General features: G+C 55.6%; 18 protein-coding genes, 3 tRNA genes, 2 rRNA genes and 1 pseudogene. 15 read left to right on the forward strand and 9 right to left on the reverse strand.

Going from position 1 to position 19,190, the window contains the following annotated elements; all coding sequences use genetic code 11:
- Window position 1: 1 nt before the first annotated feature.
- Window positions 2-1,288: an urea ABC transporter substrate-binding protein gene (gene urtA, locus ACFQAU_RS05800; RefSeq protein WP_067624380.1), complete on the reverse strand. Its 1,287-nt coding sequence runs from the start codon at window positions 1,286-1,288 to the stop codon at window positions 2-4.
- 642 nt (window positions 1,289-1,930) lie between these two features.
- On the opposite strand from urtA, the pseudogene ACFQAU_RS05805 reads away from it, so the two are divergent.
- From ACFQAU_RS05805 to istB, 3 genes and pseudogenes are all read left to right on the forward strand, one after another.
- Window positions 1,931-2,317 (forward strand): annotated as a pseudogene (locus tag ACFQAU_RS05805) (adenylyltransferase); the annotation flags it as partial.
- 111 nt (window positions 2,318-2,428) lie between these two features.
- A complete protein-coding gene (gene istA, locus ACFQAU_RS05810; protein ID WP_132447149.1) occupies window positions 2,429-3,958 on the forward strand; it encodes an IS21 family transposase in 1,530 nt (509 codons plus the stop codon).
- Window positions 3,948-4,739 carry an IS21-like element helper ATPase IstB gene (istB, locus tag ACFQAU_RS05815; RefSeq protein ID WP_260011503.1) on the forward strand — a complete coding sequence of 264 codons (792 nt, stop codon included), beginning with the start codon at window positions 3,948-3,950 and terminating at the stop codon, window positions 4,737-4,739. Before istA ends, istB begins: the two co-directional genes overlap by 11 nt.
- A gap of 453 nt (window positions 4,740-5,192) precedes the next feature.
- Here the strand turns inward: istB and ACFQAU_RS05820 are convergent, their stop codons facing one another.
- The gene (locus tag ACFQAU_RS05820; protein ID WP_132447079.1) at window positions 5,193-5,639 is read right to left on the reverse strand and encodes a hypothetical protein; all 447 of its coding nucleotides are present in this window, start codon (window positions 5,637-5,639) and stop codon (window positions 5,193-5,195) included.
- On the opposite strand from ACFQAU_RS05820, the gene ACFQAU_RS05825 reads away from it, so the two are divergent.
- From ACFQAU_RS05825 to ACFQAU_RS05865, 9 genes are all read left to right on the forward strand, one after another.
- The gene (locus ACFQAU_RS05825) at window positions 5,638-6,129 is read left to right on the forward strand and encodes a hypothetical protein (RefSeq protein WP_165935633.1); all 492 of its coding nucleotides are present in this window, start codon (window positions 5,638-5,640) and stop codon (window positions 6,127-6,129) included. The two genes, ACFQAU_RS05820 and ACFQAU_RS05825, sit on opposite strands and share 2 nt — an antisense overlap.
- A complete protein-coding gene (locus ACFQAU_RS05830) occupies window positions 6,126-6,455 on the forward strand; it encodes a helix-turn-helix domain-containing protein (RefSeq protein ID WP_240791689.1) in 330 nt (109 codons plus the stop codon). Before ACFQAU_RS05825 ends, ACFQAU_RS05830 begins: the two co-directional genes overlap by 4 nt.
- Before the next feature lie 304 nt (window positions 6,456-6,759).
- Complete coding sequence (locus ACFQAU_RS05835; RefSeq protein ID WP_132447084.1) at window positions 6,760-7,035, forward strand: hypothetical protein; 276 nt, start codon at window positions 6,760-6,762, stop codon at window positions 7,033-7,035.
- Window positions 7,032-7,319: a hypothetical protein gene (locus ACFQAU_RS05840; protein ID WP_132447086.1), complete on the forward strand. Its 288-nt coding sequence runs from the start codon at window positions 7,032-7,034 to the stop codon at window positions 7,317-7,319. Before ACFQAU_RS05835 ends, ACFQAU_RS05840 begins: the two co-directional genes overlap by 4 nt.
- Window positions 7,319-7,537, forward strand: a complete 219-nt coding sequence (locus ACFQAU_RS05845; protein WP_132447088.1) for a hypothetical protein — start codon at window positions 7,319-7,321, stop codon at window positions 7,535-7,537. The genes ACFQAU_RS05840 and ACFQAU_RS05845 overlap by 1 nt, the downstream gene beginning before the upstream one ends.
- On the forward strand, window positions 7,534-7,713 hold the full coding sequence (locus ACFQAU_RS05850) for a hypothetical protein (RefSeq protein WP_132447090.1): 180 nt from the start codon (window positions 7,534-7,536) through the stop codon (window positions 7,711-7,713). Before ACFQAU_RS05845 ends, ACFQAU_RS05850 begins: the two co-directional genes overlap by 4 nt.
- Window positions 7,710-8,030: a hypothetical protein gene (locus ACFQAU_RS05855; RefSeq protein WP_132447092.1), complete on the forward strand. Its 321-nt coding sequence runs from the start codon at window positions 7,710-7,712 to the stop codon at window positions 8,028-8,030. Before ACFQAU_RS05850 ends, ACFQAU_RS05855 begins: the two co-directional genes overlap by 4 nt.
- A 132-nt stretch (window positions 8,031-8,162) precedes the next feature.
- Window positions 8,163-10,010 (forward strand): ParB/RepB/Spo0J family partition protein, encoded by a 1,848-nt coding sequence (locus ACFQAU_RS05860; RefSeq protein WP_132447094.1) that lies wholly within the window; start codon window positions 8,163-8,165, stop codon window positions 10,008-10,010.
- Between the two features lie 294 nt (window positions 10,011-10,304).
- Complete coding sequence (locus ACFQAU_RS05865; RefSeq protein WP_132447097.1) at window positions 10,305-10,526, forward strand: hypothetical protein; 222 nt, start codon at window positions 10,305-10,307, stop codon at window positions 10,524-10,526.
- A gap of 36 nt (window positions 10,527-10,562) precedes the next feature.
- Here ACFQAU_RS05865 and ACFQAU_RS05870 read toward each other — a convergent pair whose 3' ends face one another.
- A complete protein-coding gene (locus ACFQAU_RS05870; RefSeq protein ID WP_386281133.1) occupies window positions 10,563-10,829 on the reverse strand; it encodes a hypothetical protein in 267 nt (88 codons plus the stop codon).
- Here ACFQAU_RS05870 and ACFQAU_RS05875 point away from each other — a divergent pair.
- The 3 genes from ACFQAU_RS05875 to ACFQAU_RS05885 all read left to right on the forward strand — a co-directional run bounded on the left by ACFQAU_RS05875 (window position 10,824) and on the right by ACFQAU_RS05885 (window position 13,908).
- Entirely contained in the window at window positions 10,824-11,372 is a 549-nt protein-coding gene (locus ACFQAU_RS05875; RefSeq protein WP_386281136.1) for a hypothetical protein, read from the forward strand. The genes ACFQAU_RS05870 and ACFQAU_RS05875 overlap by 6 nt on opposite strands.
- 2 nt (window positions 11,373-11,374) lie before the next feature.
- On the forward strand, window positions 11,375-12,499 hold the full coding sequence (locus tag ACFQAU_RS05880; protein ID WP_132447101.1) for an XRE family transcriptional regulator: 1,125 nt from the start codon (window positions 11,375-11,377) through the stop codon (window positions 12,497-12,499).
- Between the two features lie 122 nt (window positions 12,500-12,621).
- Window positions 12,622-13,908, forward strand: coding sequence for a recombinase family protein (locus ACFQAU_RS05885; protein ID WP_386281150.1), 1,287 nt, complete (start codon window positions 12,622-12,624; stop codon window positions 13,906-13,908).
- 339 nt (window positions 13,909-14,247) lie between these two features.
- On the opposite strand, the gene ACFQAU_RS05890 is transcribed toward ACFQAU_RS05885, so the two are convergent.
- The 6 genes from ACFQAU_RS05890 to ACFQAU_RS05915 form a co-directional block, all read right to left on the reverse strand.
- A tRNA-Met gene (locus ACFQAU_RS05890) sits at window positions 14,248-14,324 on the reverse strand.
- Window positions 14,325-14,577: 253 nt separating this feature from the next.
- Window positions 14,578-14,692: ribosomal RNA gene (rrf, locus tag ACFQAU_RS05895) — 5S ribosomal RNA — on the reverse strand.
- A 119-nt stretch (window positions 14,693-14,811) separates the two neighbouring features.
- A 23S ribosomal RNA gene (locus ACFQAU_RS05900) occupies window positions 14,812-17,642 on the reverse strand.
- Window positions 17,643-18,061: 419 nt separating this feature from the next.
- Window positions 18,062-18,976, reverse strand: a complete 915-nt coding sequence (locus ACFQAU_RS05905) for a glycosyltransferase family 2 protein (RefSeq protein ID WP_120351877.1) — start codon at window positions 18,974-18,976, stop codon at window positions 18,062-18,064.
- Window positions 18,976-19,051: transfer RNA gene (locus ACFQAU_RS05910), tRNA-Ala, on the reverse strand. The genes ACFQAU_RS05905 and ACFQAU_RS05910 overlap by 1 nt, the downstream gene beginning before the upstream one ends.
- A 26-nt stretch (window positions 19,052-19,077) precedes the next feature.
- Window positions 19,078-19,154: transfer RNA gene (locus ACFQAU_RS05915), tRNA-Ile, on the reverse strand.
- Between the last annotated feature and the right edge of the window lie 36 nt (window positions 19,155-19,190).

The following is a 19,190-nucleotide window of genomic DNA, read 5'->3' on the forward strand; positions in this document are numbered from 1 at the left end:
GTTAGTAATTCGAGGTCAACTGGACGCAGGTCTTGGTTTCGGTATTGTACATGCCGCACTCAAGCTCTTTCCAATCGGAGACCAGAACAGCGGATTCAGGCAAGAAGTCCGTCCATGCATCGCCGGGCACTTCTTCGGTCTGGCTGATGATGTCGAACTGGCCGTCAGAGGTGATTTCACCGATCAAGACCGGCTTGGCGAGGTGGTGATTGGGCAGCATGACAGCCGTCCCGCCGGTGAGGTTCGGGAATTCCTGCCCATACATCGCCGCACGCACCGCATCTACATCCGTGGTGCCTGCTTCGGTGACCGCGTTCACCCACATGTTGAAACCGATGTAATGGGCTTCCATCGGGTCGTTGGTCACGCGGTCTTCGCCCATCGCCTCTTTCCAAGCGGCGACCCACTCATCGTTCGCGTCGGATTCTGCGGATTGAAAGTAGTTCCACGCCGCGAGGTGGCCGACAAGATCAGCGGTATCGAGGCCCGAAAGCTCTTCTTCCCCGACCGAGAATGCCACGACCGGAATGTCGTCAGCCGAGATACCGGCAGCCGCCAACTCCTTGTAAAAGCCGATATTCGCGTCGCCGTTGATGGTCGAGATCACGCCCACCTGAGAGCCATCCGCCCCCAGTTCGACCACATCCGCCACAATGGTGGACCAGTCCGAATGCCCGAAGGGTGTATAGTTAACGAAGATGTTTTCCTTGGGGATGCCCTTGTCCAAAAGGTACTGTTCAAGGATATTGTTGGTGGTTCTGGGATAGACATAGTCCGTGCCGAGCAGAGCAAATTTCTCGACGCCCAGTTCCTCCAGGAAATAATCGGTCGCAGGGATCGCCTGCTGATTCGGGGCCGCGCCCGTATAGAACACGTTGCGCGAGCTTTCCTCGCCCTCATACTGAACCGGGTAGAACATCAGGCCGTTCAACTCTTCCAGAACAGGCAATGCGGATTTGCGCGAAACAGATGTCCAAGAGCCGAAGATGACATCCACCTCGGACACGGTCAGAAGCTCACGCGCCTTTTCGGCGAACAAAGGCCAGTCCGAGGCGGGATCCACGACAACGGCTTCGATTTCGCAATCCAACAGACCGCCCGCAGCGTTTTGTTGCGTGATCAGAAGCTCCATCGTGTCTTTCAACGTCGTCTCGGAAATGGCCATCGTGCCGGACAGAGAGTGCAGCACGCCAACCTTGATCGGGTCCTCGCATTCCGCGCTGGCGGCTGAACCTGCGATCAATAGGGCAGCGGTCGCAGTAAGTGTGCGTTTGGTGGAAAGTCTCATTACGGTATCCCCGTTTGGTGTGCGGAAGAGCGGAGACGCAAGCATGCCAAAGGCCAAATGCTTTTCCACACAGCGTTTATTATAGTTACGCGCGGATGGCCCCCTTGCCGGACAGCTCCGTTCGCGACGCCCCGTAGCGGAGCCTCTACAGCCTCAGTTCAGAGGACCGAGCCAGCAAGCCCCGACCGCGGGGAAATTTCTGCACCGCAGAAAGGGTGCTGTATGATTGGGCAGTTGGCAGCCGAACTGTGAAATTTTGGGCAACTCGCGTATGGGGCGCGCGCTGTTTTGCGGTAGAAGCGGAATGTCGGATGGGGACGGCCCGTGTGACGTTGGTGCGGGAAGGCGTGAGGGGTAGACCACGATGGGCGGGAGGAATTGCCCATTCCAACGCAAGTGAGAGTACGCCCTGCAGGGCGTCAGAGGACTAAATCTATTGGATAGTCCAGTTGCGGGAGCGCGATTTGGGCGCTGGCGTGAGGTGGAAAAATTGTGATCTCGCCCCCTAACTTTCGGGAATTTGAATGGGCAACAGGTAGGAAGTTTCAGGCTCAGAGCACTAAATCTATAGACATATCACGCGCATTGCAGCTATGGCGGCCCCATTCAAAGCACCTGCCAAGTTTAGAAAAAGTGATAGTTATGATGCCCAGCAACCTTGCGCCGATCCCCGAACTCTATGTCTCTTACGAGTCTTCACAGAAACTGAAGATCGAAGCCGGCAATCTGGTGAGCCTTGATCTCACCCCGCGTCAGATCTGCGATCTGGAGCTTTTGATGAACGGCGGTTTCAACCCGCTCAAAGGCTTCCTGTCTGAGGAAGACTATGACGGCGTGGTCGAGAACATGCGGCTGGCCGATGGCAGCCTCTGGCCCATGCCGATCAACCTCGACGTCAGCGAAGCCTTTGCCGAAAAGCTGGAACTGGGTCAGGACATCGCCCTGCGCGACCAAGAGGGCGTGATCCTTGCGACCATGACCATCACCGACCGCTGGACCCCCAATAAGGCACGCGAGGCCGAGAAGGTGTTGATTGTCACCGAGAACTGACCCGGCAACTGCAGAAATTGTCATTGAGAATTGACCCATGTGTAACCTTGCCCCTGCTTGAATCAGCTGGGAGCTATTGGAGTGTTAGACATGGGATTTCTGAGGATTATTCGGAAATGGGCTCTGCGAGACAAGATGCCCATCCGCGAGATTGCGCGCCGGACAGGGGTGTCTCGCAACACGATCAAGAAGTATCTGCGGACAGGGATAGTTGAGCCCGAGTTCCAAATTTTGGACCGACCGAGCAAGTTAGACCCTTATGCTGAGAAGCTGACAGGCTGGTTGCTGTCTGAGCAGCGTAAATCACGCAAGGAACGGCGAACGGCCAAACAGATGCATGCAGATCTGGTTCAGCTCGGCTTTGATGGTTCATATGAGCGTGTCGCGGCCTTCGTGCGGAACTGGAAGGGCGAACGCCAGCGTGCTCAACATACGACTGACCGGGGTGTTTTCGTGCCCTTGGTCTTTCAGCCGGGCGAGGCGTTCCAATTCGATTGGAGCGAGGACTGGGCCTATGTCGGCGGCGAGCGCCTCAAGCTTCAGGTCGCTCATATCAAGCTGTCGCACAGCCGCGCATTTCTGGTGCGGGCCTATCTACTGCAAACGCATGAGATGCTGTTTGATGCCCACTGGCATGGCTTTCGGGTGTTTGAGGGTGTTCCGGGGCGTGGCGTCTATGACAACATGAAGACAGCCGTTGACCGGATTGGTGTCGGCAAGAAGCGCGATGTAAACGCACGGTTCCTTGCGATGACCAGCCATTATGTCTTTGACCCTGAGTTCTGCAATCCTGCGGCAGGGTGGGAGAAAGGTCAGGTTGAGAAGAATGTGCGCGACGCCCGCCATCGGCTTTGGCAACTCATGCCCGCCTTTCCGGACCTCAATGCGCTGAATGAATGGCTGGAGGAGCGCTGCAAGCTTCTCTGGGCCGAGACACCGCATGGCAGATTGCCTGGCAATATTGCGGATATCTGGGACGCCGAGAAGGCCGCGCTGATGCCACTGCCCACAATGTTTGACGGCTTTGTCGAGCAGAGCAAGCGGGTATCCCCCACTTGTCTGATAGCATTCGACCGTAATCGCTACTCAGTGCCTGCCAGCTTTGCGAACCGCCCTGTCAGTCTCCGCATCTATCCTGAACGGCTGGTCATCGTCGCCGAAGGCCATGTGGTCTGCACGCATGAGCGCATTATTGAACGCTCACACCGTCAGCCAGGGCGCGTTATTTATGACTGGCACCATTATCTGGCGGTGGTTCAACGCAAACCCGGCGCGCTGCGCAACGGGGCGCCCTTCGTTGAGATGCCAGAAGGGTTCCGGAAGCTGCAGGATCATATGTTGCGTAGGCCAGGTGGTGACCGCGAGATGATCGACGTCCTATCCTTGGTCCTCCACCATGACGAACAGGCCGTGCTTTGCGCAGTAGAAATGGCGCTGGAGGCGGGCGTACCAACAAAAACCCATGTCTTGAACCTACTTCACAGGCTGGTGGATGGCGCACCGATAGACCAGCCCGATGTGACCCCGCCTGCGGCCCTTTCTTTGAATAAGGAGCCCGAGGCCAATGTCGCACGATATGACGGGCTACGCACCACGGGAGGAACACGTCATGCGTCATGATCCCGCCGGTGCTGCCATCGTCATCATGATGCGTAGCCTGAAGATGCCAGGCATGGCTCAGGCCGTGCAGGACCTGCATGAGCAGGGATCGCCCGCTTTCGATGCCGCGATCCCCATATTGTCGCAGCTGCTAAAGGCCGAGATTGCTGAACGTGAGGTGCGTTCCATTGCCTACCACATGAAGGCAGCACGCTTTCCGGCATACAAAGACATCTCTGGCTTCGACTTTGGCGCCAGCGAAGTCCGTGAAGCTTTGGTCCGCCAACTTCACCGATGCGAGTTCATGGACGCGGCTGAGAATGTAGTGCTGATCGGAGGCCCTGGAACGGGAAAATCGCATGTCGCTACCGCCCTCGGCATTCAAGCAATCGAGCATCATCGCAAGCGTGTGCGCTTCTTCTCCACGGTCGAGTTGGTCAATGCGTTGGAGCAGGAAAAGGCCCAAGGCAAGGCAGGAAAGATCGCCGAGGTGCTGGTGAAAGCCGATTTAGTGGTCTTGGATGAGCTGGGATACCTGCCGTTCAGCGCTACGGGTGGCGCGTTGCTGTTCCACCTTCTAAGCAAACTCTACGAGCGCACCAGCGTCGTCATCACAACCAACCTGAGCTTTAGCGAATGGGCCAGCGTGTTCGGTGATGCAAAGATGACCACCGCGCTCCTCGACCGCCTCACACATCGTTGCCACATTCTCGAGACCGGCAATGACAGCTACCGGTTCAAGGCCAGCTCCGCGACAGCCAAACAGAAACGAAAGGAAAAAGCGGCATTGACGCCATCATAACGCAAAGAACATAACAACTGGGTGGGTCAAGTCTCGGTGAAAATGCCGGGTCAGTTCTCGGTGACAATCAACAGCTGACGACCTAAAATTGTGGCGGCGGTATAGCAGCCGGAAGAGCTGCCGGGAGGAACCGCCGACCCCTTTAGCGCCTGATTGGGCCCCGTGAAAAGAGACGCGCAGCCTTTGTCAGCCGCGCGCCTAAGTTCAACAGGGAGTAGACCCCGACGCCGCACTACAGGCTGGCCCGACGCCGGGCGGGGCTTTGCGCGGCACCGCGCCCCATCGGTGAGGAAAGGCGCATGATACACCCTGCCACGCAAACTGGATGGGGCGGCGCGCATCCCCAGACGCTGCGCACCACCCCGGAACCGCGGCTCGACGGAGGGGAATCGCAACGATGTCCCTCCGAAGCCTGCGGATGACGAAATCGAACAACCGAGACCGCTGAATTGATCACGCCCCACCGCCAGTCCGCACAACAGACGGCTTCCCATTTGCGATAGGGGTCAGCAACTCCATCAACTCAACTGCGATAGGCCGCAGCACGGCAGCTTCCCGATGATCGACGTGACCGTCAGTCAGCGCTTCCGCCAGAAGCGATGAGAACGCAGTCGCAGCGCAGAGTGTTGGCATATGCTCAGGCTGGCAGCCCTCACCCTTTCGGGCTGATTGCCCCACCATGCCCAGAATGTCGGAAGTGAACCCGGGCCCCAGTGCGGCGAAGAGCGACATCAGGCCAGCGGCGGTCGGCGTCACCCCCTCTTCATAGCTGCGGAGGGTCCGAGCCTTGATTCCCGTGACCTCTTCCAAGGCTTCAAACGAGTAGGTCTTGCCGTGGCCGACCCGAAGACGAAGTGCGGCGTCGATCTTATCGGATAGGGCTTGGCTGGAAATCTTCATGTTTGTTTCCATGGTCTTGATGCACTGGCCAAAGCAGGTTCAGTGCATGGCAGGGTATTTTGACAAAAGGGTAGAGGGAGACGCGGCATTAGGCGGCACCCGTTATGAGCGCGCATCCATCGGCTATGCGAAAATGAGGTCCCCGACCTCATGCCGCATGCTCACGACTTTGATCGCTACGAACGAACGTAAAGAGCTCATAGGGGCATTCCAGATTCGCTTCATCGCAGACTGCCTTTATGACGACGTACCATCTCGCTGGAAAAACACCTGCAACAGAGGCGTTGCTAATTGCCGTTACCCCCACCCCCAAGCGCTCAGCCAGTTCACGCCGCCCAATAGCATCACATATGTTCGGAACGTTGGTCATGCCGGCAAGTTAGTCCAGCTTATCTGGATCGTAAAGACCCAGATAACAGAAATTCACATTTTCTGTAACTCAGATAAACCAAGCGCATGTACTTATTCGATAAAGAACGCCTTGCGTTGATCAACGATGATAGCCCGGAAGCTTGCGCACTGCGGCTTCGCGCAGCCCGAATGCATACAGGCCTCAGTCAAAAAGACGCCGCGGCCGAAGCTGGCTGCGGCCAAACCGCATGGAACAATGCAGAGAAGGCTCGCAACTACCCGCAACTAGGCATGATGCGGTGGCTGTACCGCGCTCATCGAATCGACTTCAACTTCATACTGGCGGGCGAATTCGCTCAACTACCCGCAGACGTACATCTTTCTATTTTCTCGATCCTCGAAGAGCTACATTTAGAGAATGAACCGGATCAAGAAGCCAGTTTACGTTCACCCCAATTCGAATGAGCGAAGTCGCAAATTTGACAAAATATTTGTTCATATCCCCCCGCCTTAAATTGGAACATTAAGAGAACAGAACGAGCGGTTGTCAATAAGATTACCTGCGGGTCGCGATCGAGCACTGACCCCATAAACGAGAAGGGCAGCCTGACCCGAAAATCACCCATCCTCCAATAAAAACAGCCCACAAAACCAAGCCAACCACGAGCGGCCCACCCGGTCGAAACCACATAATCTGAATTTATTCATTTACAGTCCAGATTAACTGGACTATCAAGTGCACCTATCCACTATGAATGGAGAGGCACTGATGAATAGATCGTCAAATACTGGCACAACCGCTCACGCGGTCGTCACGAACCCCGAACACTTTCACACGCGGCCCGCCATCCTTGCCTGCGCTTGGGACATCCTCATGGCCGAGCGCGGCAAGCGCGTAGACCTCGATCGCCTCGGCCCACCTGCACATATCGTTAAGGCCGAACCGTTCAATCGGGTACTGGCCGACTTCGACAGCCGCACTCCGCGCCTGATCGCACGCATTCGTCACCACGTGGCACACAGCACCGGCGGGGATGCGGCATGAAGCTCACATTTCCTGACCTCGACAGCGCTATCGGCGCAGCGAAAGATGCTGGGTTCAGCATCGGCACGCCCCACCGGAATGAGCCGATCGGCCTGATGCACGGCAGCTTCCATATCGCGAAATGGCGCAGCCTTCACCGCTGTGACCGTAAGCTCTGTCATGCCGTGATCCACCAAAGCTATCCCGGCGAGGTCACCGTGGTTTTGCAGGCCACCTGCCCTAAAGCGCCAGCTACCGCGCTCTGCACGGCTGCCGTTGCCGCATCGCCAAAAGAGGTGGCGTGATGTCCGAGCTTCCCCAATTCGCGCGTTTCTGGATGATCTGCCGGAAGCCTGCCGGGCCCGGCGCCAAGACTGAGCCGCGCCAGCGCTACAGCACCTTCAACGATGCCGAGCATGCCGCCAGCCAATTGGCGGAAAGCACCGGTGCGCCGCACCTCATTCTCGAAAGCGTCGCCATCATCCGCCCCGGCGACAACACGCAGAAGGGATTGTTCCCATGATGACCAAGGATGAAGCCGACCTCGCCCACGCCCGCGGCATTATCGCGGATTGCTGCCACTACTCCGATGCCGCCGTGATCGCGGCCTGCAACACGATCCTCTTGCTGGATCGGAACGGCGATGATGCCCACCGCGCACGAACTCTGCGCGACACCCTCGAGAAGACAGCGGCATGAGTGCCCCGCTCAGCCGTAGTCGCCCCGACCTCACCAAAGCATTAGAGGAAATGATGGCAGTCCAGCGCGATGAACAGCGGCAACAAGACCAGCACACCGACACCCTTGCGAGGCTACGGGCAATGGAAGGTAGCGGTCCTTGGCTGCATGAGCCCTCACGCTGCGTTCAGTCCCGCCGGTGGCCTGCCTATCTCGGCGTCATTCTGTTTGCCCTGCTGCTCGCCGCACTGCTCGCCACTATCGCGACCGCCGCAAGCACCGCGATCGCGCACATCCAAATCACGCCAAACCTCACGCTCTACTGCGGCGCTTGCTGAGGGCCAGAGCATGAAATGGACAACTGAAACAGTACCGGGCTTTGGCTCCGCCTACCGCGTAGAGCGACTGACCCTATTCGGGCTCACTCTGTATGTGCGCTGGACCAAATCCCCCAATAATCGGAACACCCTATGACCGACCAATCCCCCATGTCGACCACCCGCACCGCGCCGCTTGATGACCTCTCGCTGCATGCGTTCAACCCGCGTCAGGTTCATGACCCCGAAGACATCGCCGCGCTTGCGAAATCTCTGTCCATCAACGGCCTGATGCAGAACCTGAACGCGCTGGACGAAGGGGGCGAACTGGGCATCGTTGCGGGCGGCCGGCGGCTGCGGGCACTGGAATACCTGCGCGCTCAAGGCAGCGCATTCGCCGACAGCGCGGACATCGACTTCGACGCGATCCCAGTGAACGTGACCACCGACCCCGCACTAGCCCGCAGTTGGGCGGGGTCCGAAGGTGCCACGCAGCGCCCGTTGCACCCTGCCGATGAAATTCGCGCTTATGCCGCCATGGCCGATCACGGCAGCGATGCCGATCAGATCGCAGCGGCATTCGGCCAAACCCGGGCCCACGTTCAGCGCCGCCTGAAACTGGCAGGATTGTCGGCCTCCACGCTCGATGCCCTACGATCCGGAGATATTACCCTCGACATCGCTCAGGTGCTCACCGTGACCGGCGGCGCAGAGCGCGAGGCACAGGCTTTGAAGCTGGCGACGGAGCACCGCTATTCCGCTGACCGCCTGCGTCACCAGTTGATGGAAGGCAACGTGCCCTCATCAGATCGCCGCGTACAGTTTATCGGTCTTGACCTTTACCGGGCCGAGGGCGGCACGCTCGACGAAGACCTGTTCAGTGATCAATCTCGGCTGCACAACGCGGAACTGATCCATCAGTTGTTTGAGACAAAGCTGATTAAAGCGGCCGAGGACCTGCAAGCAAGCGAGGGTTTCGCCCGGGTCACTCCTGTTTTTGAATCGTGGGTTGGCTACCAGCACACCGAAGGCATGACGCGGATTTACCGTCAGGCCATCGACTTGCCCGAAGCGGATTCCCTCCGGCATGCAGAACTTTGCGAACTCGGCGAAACGCAGACCTTCACCGACGCCGAGAAGGCAGAGTTTGACGCCCTCGAACAAAGAATGCTTGGCGACTACAAAGACGAAGAGCGAGAAGCTGGCACCGTCTTCGTACTGGTGGACCGCGACGGAAAGCTTGAGATCAGCTCCGCATACCTGCCCGCTCAACAGCGCGCCGGCTCAAATTCCGGCGCTGAGGGCGATGAGGTCGAGAAGATCGCTCCGAAGCCACCGATCACGCAAGCCGGGATCGAGGACCTACGCCGTATTGAGCGGCTCGCCCTGCAAGCACGGATGATCGCCCAGCCAGAAATGGCCCTCGATCTGTTGGCCTTCCAGCTTTGGACCGAGATGCCAAGTTTCACCGGCCCCTTCAATATCCGCGCAGAAGAGCAGCTGAGCCTGCCCGAAGTTACCAATAGCCTCACCGTCGATAAGCGCGTGACCGGCGAAGACGACGATCAAGCCGCTGACCCACGTGAAGACTTCGACGCGGCTTTCGATGCCTTCATCGCCAAAGGCAAAAAGCACCGCAATCAGATCCTCACAACGCTGTTGGCGCGGACGATGAACGCGCCCTTTGCTAGCGCCGCCAACCGCGCCCTGATGCAACGGCTAGACGTCACCCCGCGCAGTATCTGGACGCCGACCGCAGAGAGCCTGTTCAACGCCTGCCGCTCAGAGGCACTTGATAGCATCTGGCGCGAGTTGGTGGTGACCGAAGAGCGCGAAGATCAAATGGCGCGCTTCGCCAAACTGAAGGTCGGTGAGAAGCGCAAGGAGCTCGAAAAGCTGTTCAACGATGCCAGCACGCAGGAAGCCTTAGGGCTGAGCCGCGCCGAGGTTGCTGCGATCGACAACTGGCTGCCTGCAGTCATGAAGGGAGAGGCAGCGTGAAAGCCAGAGACCTACACGCAGCGTTCGAGCAGGTGATCCGCCCAGTGAGCACACCGCGGGAAGTTATCGAATTGGTGATAGCAAACCAAAGCATCGAGCACACCGCTGCCATCACAGACCCGTGCAGCGGCACCGCTGCGTTCGCCGCAACCGCTGCGGAACAAGTGCAACCGCCAATCAAACAGGAGGGCACGTGATGTTGCTTTTTGACAGGCTGCTTCGTATTGCGACCCCGGCTCTCGCCCTCAGCCTTGCGCTGATCGCTCTGACGACAATGGCGTCGAGGACGTTGGTATGACTCAGATCACAACCGCTCGCCCGACACCGAGAACCGATCGCCAGAAAGAGGCCCGCGAAACATCCGCTACCACCCCCGCTCCTTCGGCTTGCGACATTGCGCTGGAGAGCATGATCGTTCTTCTCGCGCGGCATATCTCCCGAGAGATGACTTCTGCCGATGAGCCTCAGGCGGCGGCGAGTGAAGCCGAGCGTAAGCGCATCAGTAGGATCGAGTGAACAAGCTCAAGGGACCAAGCAATGAGAATTTTCCAGTCACCAGAACCTCTGGGCGTCGGAATGGGTGTCAGCAAAGCACTTGGCGGCTTCTGGGTTCAGATCAGCCCTTGGCTGGTCGTCGTTTGATCGGGAGTTGAAGATGAGGTGGGAGAGAGCATGCGCCAAAACTCGCGTCAGAACAACAACATGCGACCTAAGAAAGGCGACCAGACGCGAAAAGGGAATATTTTCAGGAATATTTTTCTTTACTTTTGTCGTCTCAACTGCAATTTCAGGCTTGAGCAGCCGGAGATAGACATGCAAACGAACATCAGTACCGTAATGAATGGCCTCGCAGACTACATAGACATTTTTGACGATATCCTTCGGTATGGTCATGAGACCTATGAACGGTATCCGCCAGAGTTTGTAGTGGATCACGATGCTTCCACCCAAGCACACTGTACATTTAGACATATTCTGTCTAAGGCACTCGGCGAATTGGCTGAGTTGCCGCAAGTGAAGCACTTCGACATCAGAGGTCAGAACTTATGGTTGATTGAAGCAGCAAATTGCATCATCAGGTTCAAGAAAACTGATGAAAACGGTTCATCCTCGAACTATCCGACCCCTCAGGCAGTTGCCTTTGATGCAGGGGAAACCTTGCCGGGTATGCCTACTGAACCTACTCGCCTTACTGTTGGATATCTTTTGGACGCCACCGGCTCACAATACGTTCGATCACAAGTCTCACTTCCCCTTAAGGGATTCGGCTGGTGTGCCGCCATAACTCCAAGCGCTTTGCGAAATGAAAATGAGGCAGCCTGGTACGAAGTCACAAAGCAAACACGTTTCGCCGCGCTTTAAACATGTTAAAACCAGATCAATTTAATCGCCATTTAATGGCTTTAAGTAGGGATTCGGTGGGTTATAGCCAATCGGAACTCGCAAATAAACTTGGCGTCAAGCAAGGCACCATCTCCAAATACGAAGCGGGGCTCTTGGAGCCTCCGTTCGATTTCGTGGAAGCACTCGCAAATACCTTGGGCTTTATGCCTGAGTTTTTTTACGAGACAGGGCGCCCATACGGAATGCCCCCGTTTCATTACCGCAAGAGGAAGAAACTGGCTGCAAAAAGGCTATCAAAAATGGTGGCCGAAATGAACATCCGAAGAATTCAGCTGCAAATACTCCTGCGCAGCTATGACCTTCCGAGCAATAGATTTATTCCCGAAATTGATCGCGACGAATATCGCGGCGGTTACGGAAAAGATTTCAGCATTGAAGGCGCGGCCCAGCAGCTACGGGAAATGTGGGGCATCCCCGATGGCCCAATAGAGAACGTAGTTGAAGTGCTTGAAGATAATGGAGGCATTGTAATTCCTTGCAACTTTGCGAGTGATCTTATCGATGCAGTAAGCCAGCGGATAGATGGATTGCCTGTGCTGTTTTTTGTGAACATGAACGCTCCTGCTGATCGCATCAGACATACGCTATGTCATGAGTTGGGGCACATGGTTCTACATACTACGACGCTGATGGACGACGACGAGATGGAGAAAGAAGCGGATCATTTCGCGGGGGCTTTTCTTCTGCCGTCAAAAGAGCTGAAACGCCAATTGATTAAGTTCGATTTGAGGCAGATAGCCAACTTAAAACGTCATTGGAAAGTTTCCATGTCATCGATCGCCATGCGCGCAGACCGGCTTGGCATGATCACGCCCTATCAGAAAAAGTCTTTTTTCATTCAGATGGGAAAGCTTGGTTATCGCAAGGCAGAACCGTATGAACCAGAAAAGGAAGTGCCTACAAAAATAAAGACTGTTGTTAAGTTCTTCTTCGATAACTTGGATTTTTCCAAAGAAGATTTAGCGAAATCTCTGATGATCTCTGTTCCAAAATTCGAAGAGCTGTACGGTTTTATCGATGAACCGGAGAAATACCCCAGCAACGACAACAACGCATTCGGACATGGTCTTCGCGTTGTGAAATGAGCTCGAACGAGCTCGACACCAAAAGCGTGTGCGAAGGTCCTAAGCATAAAGGCAGAAGGGAACTTGCCGCGCATTAATCTGCGTAGCGACGTTGGCCTTTTCTCATCACAAGGACCTTTTCTATGCCCACCAAAGACACCTCTCCAGCCCTTCGTGCCTGGGTCTATGCCCGCTACTCCACCAACAAGCAGACCCAGAAATCCCTCGATGATCAGATTTCAGAATGCCAGCGGTTCGCCGATCGACACGGCTGGCACATTGAACGCATCCTGACCGACGCGGAGCTCACAGGGTACAGCGATCACCGACCCGGCTATCAGGAACTGCTGCGCGGCATTGAGGGCGGCATGGTCGAGGTTGTGGTGGCCGAGAACATCGAGCGTCTGACCCGCGATGGGGAACACAGCGCCCAGTTGGAAAAGCTCTGCGCCTTTCATGACGTCAAGATCATGACAATCATCGATGGCGAGGCGAACGCGCTGAACATGGGGCTGAAGTCCCTGATGAGTGGCGCCTTGCTGAAATCCATCGCGCTACAGGCTCACCGCGGCCTTGCTGGCAATGTGGCCGCGGGGAAAAGCGCCGGGGGCCGCTCTTACGGCTATGTGATCCCGAGGGACGAACGAGGCGACAAGATCAAAGGCGCGCTGGTCATTGATGAGGGCGAGGCGCAAATCGTTCGTCGGATCATGACGGAGTTTGCCGAGGGGATATCCCCCAAGAAGATCGTCGACCAGTTGAACCAAGACGGCATCCCAAGCCCGAGCGGAAAAGCATGGCGCCAGAATACTGTCTTCGGCAACCGCAAGCGCGGCACCGGCATCCTAAACAACGAACTCTATATCGGCGTTAGGGTCTGGGATCGCCTCGAGTACCGTCGACACCCCCAAACACAAAAGCGCGTCTCCCGCCTGCGGCCGGAGGAAGAATGGGTTCGCGTGGAGGTTCCGGAGCTGAGGTTCATCGACGATGACCTCTGGGCGAAGGTCAAGGCGCGCCAGGACAGCTTTCAGGTCAAACCCCGGCGGGGCTCCAACAGCGGCGGCGTCGGCCCCCGCCCCAAGTTTCTTCTCTCCGGCTTCCTCCGCTGCGCCAAATGCGGTGGACCATTGACGATCGCTGGCACCGTGCACAAACGCTACTACTGCAAAACGGCCAAGGAACAGGGCCCCAGCCAATGCACTGGCATGACAGGGCTCTTGAAGGACGAAGCAGAACAGGCAGTTTTGGGCGGCGTGAAACGCGCGCTGCTCGGGTCCGATGCCTTCACGCGGTTTCGGGGGAGTATGCGAGGGCGCTTGCTGATGCGACGCAGTCGCTCCAGGCCGATCGCGCTTCGGTCACCCGGCAGCTCCGCGCAGTGGAGACTGAAATCCGTAACGGAACCGACGCGATCCTCGCCGGCGTGAACAGCCCGGCCCTTATTGAAGCCCTGTCAAAAGCTGAAGCGCGTAAGCTCAAATTACAGTCCCAACAGCGGCAGATTGAAGACGCCCGGCCGATGCTGCCAACCGACCTAGAAGAGGTCTACGCTGCGCATGTCAGAAAGCTGGAAACGATTCTCGCAGAACCCGAAATGGTCATCCATGCACGCGATATTCTGCGGGTTCTGGTGGAAACCATCAGCGTCGAGGAAGTGGAGGAAGGAAAACACCTCCTGGGCATCGAGGGAGATTTGACAAAGTTCCCAATGACATACGCAAAAGCCGCCCCGAAGGGCGGCTTTGCGAACAAAAGTTCGATAGGCTTGGTTGCGGGAGTAGGATTTGAACCTACGACCTTCAGGTTATGAGCCTGACGAGCTACCGGGCTGCTCCATCCCGCGCCAATGCCCTTCGTTTAGACTTATAGCACGAGGGCTGCAAGGGCATTCGTACATAGAATTTAGATTTTTCTTGAGATTTTACGCAGCACCCTTAACTTTCGCTTCGCCAAAGTTCGCGCGTGAGTTTGGGGACACAGAAACGTGCCGATAACGCCCCCGCCCCCAAAGACAAAACCGCCGCAGCTTTATAGCTGCGGCGGTTTTGTTATTTTTCTCATCGTCGAGAGATACTTTTTTATCAGGAACTTATTAGGTTTGGCGATGACCTACTCTCCCACGTCTTAAGACGCAGTACCATCGGCGCTACGGCACTTAACGGCTGGGTTCGGGATGGGACCAGGTGTTTTGCTCGCGCTATGATCACCAAACCAAATAAATTCCTGATAAAGCGCTCTGCGCGTTGCGACGCAGAGCGTGGTCCAAGTCATGTACAACTGATTGTATGTGTATGCTTTTGCCCAGTTAAGCAGTCTTGCTTCTACTGGATCAAATCAAGCCTATCGAGCAATTAGTACCAGTCAACTGAACGTGTTACCACGCTTACATCTCTGGCCTATCGACGAGGTGGTCTACCTCGGCTCTCAGGGATACCTTGTTTTGAGGGGGCTTCCCGCTTAGATGCCTTCAGCGGTTATCCTGTCCGATCATAGCTACCCAGCACTGCTATTGGCATAACAACTGGTCCACCAGTGGATCGTTCACCCCGGTCCTCTCGTACTAGGGGCAACTCCTCTCAAGTATCCTACACCCACGGAAGATAGGGACCGAACTGTCTCACGACGTTCTAAACCCAGCTCACGTACCTCTTTAAACGGCGAACAGCCGTACCCTTGGGACCTGCTCCAGCCCCAGGATGAGATGAGCCGACATCGAGGTGCCAAACACTGCCGTCGATATGGACTCTTGGGCAGTATCAGCCTGTTATCCCCGGCGTACCTTTTATCCGTTGAGCGATGGCCCTCCCACTTGGGACCACCGGATCACTATGGCCGTCTTTCGACTCTGCTCGACTTGTCAGTCTCGCAGTCAGGCTGGCTTCTGCCATTGCACTCAACGAGCGATTTCCGACCGCTCTGAGCCAACCTTCGCGCGCCTCCGTTACGATTTAGGAGGCGACCGCCCCAGTCAAACTACCCGCCACACAGGGTCCCGGAACCGGATAACGGTCCGCGGTTAGACATCAAGCAGAACAAGGGTGGTATCTCAAGGGAGGCTCCACCGAGACTGGCGTCTCGGTTTCAAAGCCCACCACCTATCCTGCACATGTTCGGCCTAATGCCAGTGTGAAGCTGTAGTAAAGGTGCACGGGGTCTTTCCGTCTAACCGCGGGTAACCGGCATCTTGACCGGTAATTCAATTTCGCTGAGTCTATGTTGGAGACAGCGGGGAAGTCGTTACGCCATTCGTGCAGGTCGGAACTTACCCGACAAGGAATTTCGCTACCTTAGGACCGTTATAGTTACGGCCGCCGTTTACCTGGGCTTCAATTCAGAGCTCTCACCCCTCCTTTTAACCTTCAGGCACCGGGCAGGCGTCAGACCCTATACGTCGTCTTACGACTTCGCAGAGCCCTGTGTTTTTAATAAACAGTCGCCACCCCCTGGTTTGTGCCCCCAGCCTCTAGTTGCCTAGAAACCGGGCCTCCTTCTCGCGAACTTACGGAGGTATTTTGCCGAGTTCCTTCAACATAGTTCTCTCAAGCGCCTTGGTATTCTCTACCTGTCCACCTGTGTCGGTTTAGGGTACGATCTAGCGATGGAGCTATTTCCAGGGACCTCTAAGCAGCCCATTCAATCCGATAAGGATGAACTACCCTCGAGATCCGTCACTTCCATCTGGCCCAGGAATATTAACCTGGTTCCCATCGACTACGCCTTTCGGCCTCGCCTTAGGGGTCGGCTTACCCTGCTCAGATTAGCTTTAAGCAGGAACCCTTGGACTTTCGGCGAGAGTGTCTCTCACACTCTTTGTCGCTACTCATGTCATCATTCTCACTAGTGATCTCTCCACCGGATCGCTCACGCGCCAGCTTCACAGAAAGCTCCTTGTGTCCAATCCTACCTAAGTAGGTAAGGACACATGGAACTATGTCACACTACGCTCTGCTACCATGCAATAAATGCATCCTCAGCTTCGGCTCATGGCTTGAGCCCCGTTACATCTTCGCCGCAAGACAACTTATTTAGACCAGTGAGCTGTTACGCTATCTTTAAAGGATGGCTGCTTCTAAGCCAACCTCCTGGTTGTTTTGGTCGTCTCACCTGCTTTCCCACTTAGCCATGAATTAGGGGCCTTAGCTGGAGGTTAGGGTTGTTTCCCTCTTCACGACGGACGTTAGCATTCGCCGTGTGTCTGCCGACTAGTACTCCTCGGTATTCGGAGTTTGGTTAGGATCAGTAAGCCTGTGGGGCCCCATTACCCATCCAGTGCTCTACCCCCGAGGGTATTCGGTCGACGCTCTACCTAAATAGATTTCGCAGAGAACCAGCTATCTCCGAGTTTGATTGGCCTTTCACCCCTAGGCACAGCTCATCCCGATCTTTTTCAACAGATGTGGGTTCGGTCCTCCAATAAGTGTTACCTTATCTTCAACCTGGCCATGCCTAGATCACTCGGTTTCGGGTCTGATCCCACGAACTCAACGCCCTATTAAGACTCGCTTTCGCTACGCCTACACCTAACGGCTTAAGCTTGCTCGTGAGACCAAGTCGATGACCCATTATACAAAAGGTACGCTGTCAGGACGCAAGGTCCCTCCAACTGTTTGTAGGCGTTCGGTTTCAGGTACTGTTTCACTCCCCTCGTCGGGGTGCTTTTCACCTTTCCCTCACGGTACTGGTTCACTATCGGTCAGTAAGGAGTACTTAGCCTTCGAAGGTGGTCCTCCGATCTTCAGACAGAATTTCACGTGTTCCGCCCTACTTAATACGTCCAATCATGCTTCTTATACGGGACTATCACCCACTTTGGTTGCGCATTCCAACGCATTCTAACCACACTCATGGCTCGGCTGGTCCCCGTTCGCTCGCCGCTACTAGGGGAGTATCATATTGATTTCCTTTCCTCCGGGTACTTAGATGTTTCAGTTCCCCGGGTTTGCCTTTTTAAGCCTATATATTCAGCCTAAAAATACCTGGTTTACCAAGTTATTAGCTGCACCGAAGTGCAGTAATAACAAAGTATCAGGTGGGTTGCCCCATTCAGAAATCCATGGATCAAAGCTTATTCTCAGCTCCCCATGGCTTATCGCAGAGTATCACGTCTTTCATCGCCTCTTACTGCCAAGGCATTCACCAAACGCCCTTTTCGCGCTTGATTTGATCCAGAAAAAGCAAGACTTAGCGTCTCGCGCGAAGATCAGAAGCTGGTAAGAAACTGATCCTCTTTATCCTGTATCAAAAGCATACTTTTACCCGCCCAGACTATCGTCTGGACAATGAGCGATGCAGATAGCGAACCGTCCGTGCAGGAGGTTCGCGTCATCGCTCTGGTTAGTGTACTTGACTTGGACAACATATTCGTTTCGATCGCGATATGTCCGAAAGGCCGAGGAAACAGCCCGTCAAACACCGGCCCCGAAGGGCAGCAACCGAGATCATCCCCTAACGCGGGGCGATCAAACATGTTGTTAGTATCTCTCTTTACGATGTCAATCGCGTGCATGCCGTAAGGCATATCACGCAAACGTCCAGATTGGACGAGCAAAAGCGCCGTAGCGCTCTTGCTGATCTAATCTATCAGCAGTTTTCGAACCATTTAGGCAGTGTCGTACGAAATGGAAACTTAACCGACCTGGCACGCAGAACGTTTAGCTTATCATCTCGAACCGGGTCTCGCTTGATACGCAAGTAGGCGCGTCGCTCAGCTAAGGGCCAATCGAGCCCATTCAGATCGTGAAAAGCGTCAAAGAAGCTCGATGCAGTCTGGTCAGCCTTGGCCCAAGCCTTGCCTGGAAGCCCCTTACCGTCACCGCTTCCGATCACCGTTCGGTGCCTGTTCGCGTCAACTAACGCGTTACCGTTGGCGTACTTGAGATGAACCAAGTAGACCCCTTTCGGAAGGGCAAAAGCCACATCCTGAAGGTTCTCAGCAGTAGCCTGTACACCATGACGCACAAGATGCGTTCCACGTCGCACGGCCCAAGCCTTGCTATAGTGGCCAGAGAAATGAGCCTGACGCCGATGGCGCAGCACCCGATCCTCATTAGCTAGCGCGAGGTCGCCATTGGCTTCTGCAAGGTTCATACCCAAAGCAAAGAGAGCAGTGGCCCTCTTGCGTGACGCGAACAATTCAGAGAAATCAGCGTAACGTTCCGGGTCCAAACAGATTAACTCATCCGCATCTGTGCGAATAATCCAATCATAAATCGCGCCAAGCCCGTCTTGAAGTCCGTTAAGCAGATGCCCACGGACCCGGTCGAAACCAGAAAGATCATCGCGAGGAACCGTGACCACATTTGCCCGCGGGCAAAGCTCTGAAATCCTTGGATCATGACCATGGGCCACAATATAAAGATGTTCTGAACCGAGGTGCCGTGAATAATGGGCGTACCATTGTGACAACGCCCAGTAATCGCGGTAAACCATTGTGATCGCACAAATCTTCATGCCCTCTTCTAATCCGCTCAGACCAGAGGCGACAAGAGAATTCATGGTGGAGCCTAGGAGGATCGAACTCCTGACCTCCTGAATGCAAATCAGGCGCTCTCCCAGCTGAGCTAAGGCCCCAAAAGGCTTCTGCACTGCAGATGCGATGGTGGGTCGAGGAGGACTTGAACCTCCGACCTCACGCTTATCAGGCGTGCGCTCTAACCACCTGAGCTACCGACCCATACGGGCGGTAGCCCGTGTTCTATTTTCTGAAGAG

The organism is Sulfitobacter profundi (assembly GCF_042661425.1).
Classification (GTDB): domain Bacteria; phylum Pseudomonadota; class Alphaproteobacteria; order Rhodobacterales; family Rhodobacteraceae; genus Sulfitobacter; species Sulfitobacter profundi.

What these genes read in the sequence shown, in the direction of transcription:
- urtA (WP_067624380.1), bottom strand. Translation starts at nt 1,288, where the DNA reads ATGAGACTTTCCACCAAACGCACACTTACTGCGACCGCTGCCCTATTG.
- istA (WP_132447149.1), top strand. Translation starts at nt 2,429, where the DNA reads ATGGGATTTCTGAGGATTATTCGGAAATGGGCTCTGCGAGACAAGATG.
- istB (WP_260011503.1), top strand. Translation starts at nt 3,948, where the DNA reads ATGCGTCATGATCCCGCCGGTGCTGCCATCGTCATCATGATGCGTAGC.
- ACFQAU_RS05825 (WP_165935633.1), top strand. Translation starts at nt 5,638, where the DNA reads ATGTTTGTTTCCATGGTCTTGATGCACTGGCCAAAGCAGGTTCAGTGC.
- ACFQAU_RS05820 (WP_132447079.1), bottom strand. Translation starts at nt 5,639, where the DNA reads ATGAAGATTTCCAGCCAAGCCCTATCCGATAAGATCGACGCCGCACTT.
- ACFQAU_RS05835 (WP_132447084.1), top strand. Translation starts at nt 6,760, where the DNA reads ATGAATAGATCGTCAAATACTGGCACAACCGCTCACGCGGTCGTCACG.
- ACFQAU_RS05840 (WP_132447086.1), top strand. Translation starts at nt 7,032, where the DNA reads ATGAAGCTCACATTTCCTGACCTCGACAGCGCTATCGGCGCAGCGAAA.
- ACFQAU_RS05845 (WP_132447088.1), top strand. Translation starts at nt 7,319, where the DNA reads ATGTCCGAGCTTCCCCAATTCGCGCGTTTCTGGATGATCTGCCGGAAG.
- ACFQAU_RS05850 (WP_132447090.1), top strand. Translation starts at nt 7,534, where the DNA reads ATGATGACCAAGGATGAAGCCGACCTCGCCCACGCCCGCGGCATTATC.
- ACFQAU_RS05855 (WP_132447092.1), top strand. Translation starts at nt 7,710, where the DNA reads ATGAGTGCCCCGCTCAGCCGTAGTCGCCCCGACCTCACCAAAGCATTA.
- ACFQAU_RS05860 (WP_132447094.1), top strand. Translation starts at nt 8,163, where the DNA reads ATGACCGACCAATCCCCCATGTCGACCACCCGCACCGCGCCGCTTGAT.
- ACFQAU_RS05865 (WP_132447097.1), top strand. Translation starts at nt 10,305, where the DNA reads ATGACTCAGATCACAACCGCTCGCCCGACACCGAGAACCGATCGCCAG.
- ACFQAU_RS05875 (WP_386281136.1), top strand. Translation starts at nt 10,824, where the DNA reads ATGCAAACGAACATCAGTACCGTAATGAATGGCCTCGCAGACTACATA.
- ACFQAU_RS05880 (WP_132447101.1), top strand. Translation starts at nt 11,375, where the DNA reads ATGTTAAAACCAGATCAATTTAATCGCCATTTAATGGCTTTAAGTAGG.
- ACFQAU_RS05885 (WP_386281150.1), top strand. Translation starts at nt 12,622, where the DNA reads ATGCCCACCAAAGACACCTCTCCAGCCCTTCGTGCCTGGGTCTATGCC.
- ACFQAU_RS05905 (WP_120351877.1), bottom strand. Translation starts at nt 18,976, where the DNA reads ATGAATTCTCTTGTCGCCTCTGGTCTGAGCGGATTAGAAGAGGGCATG.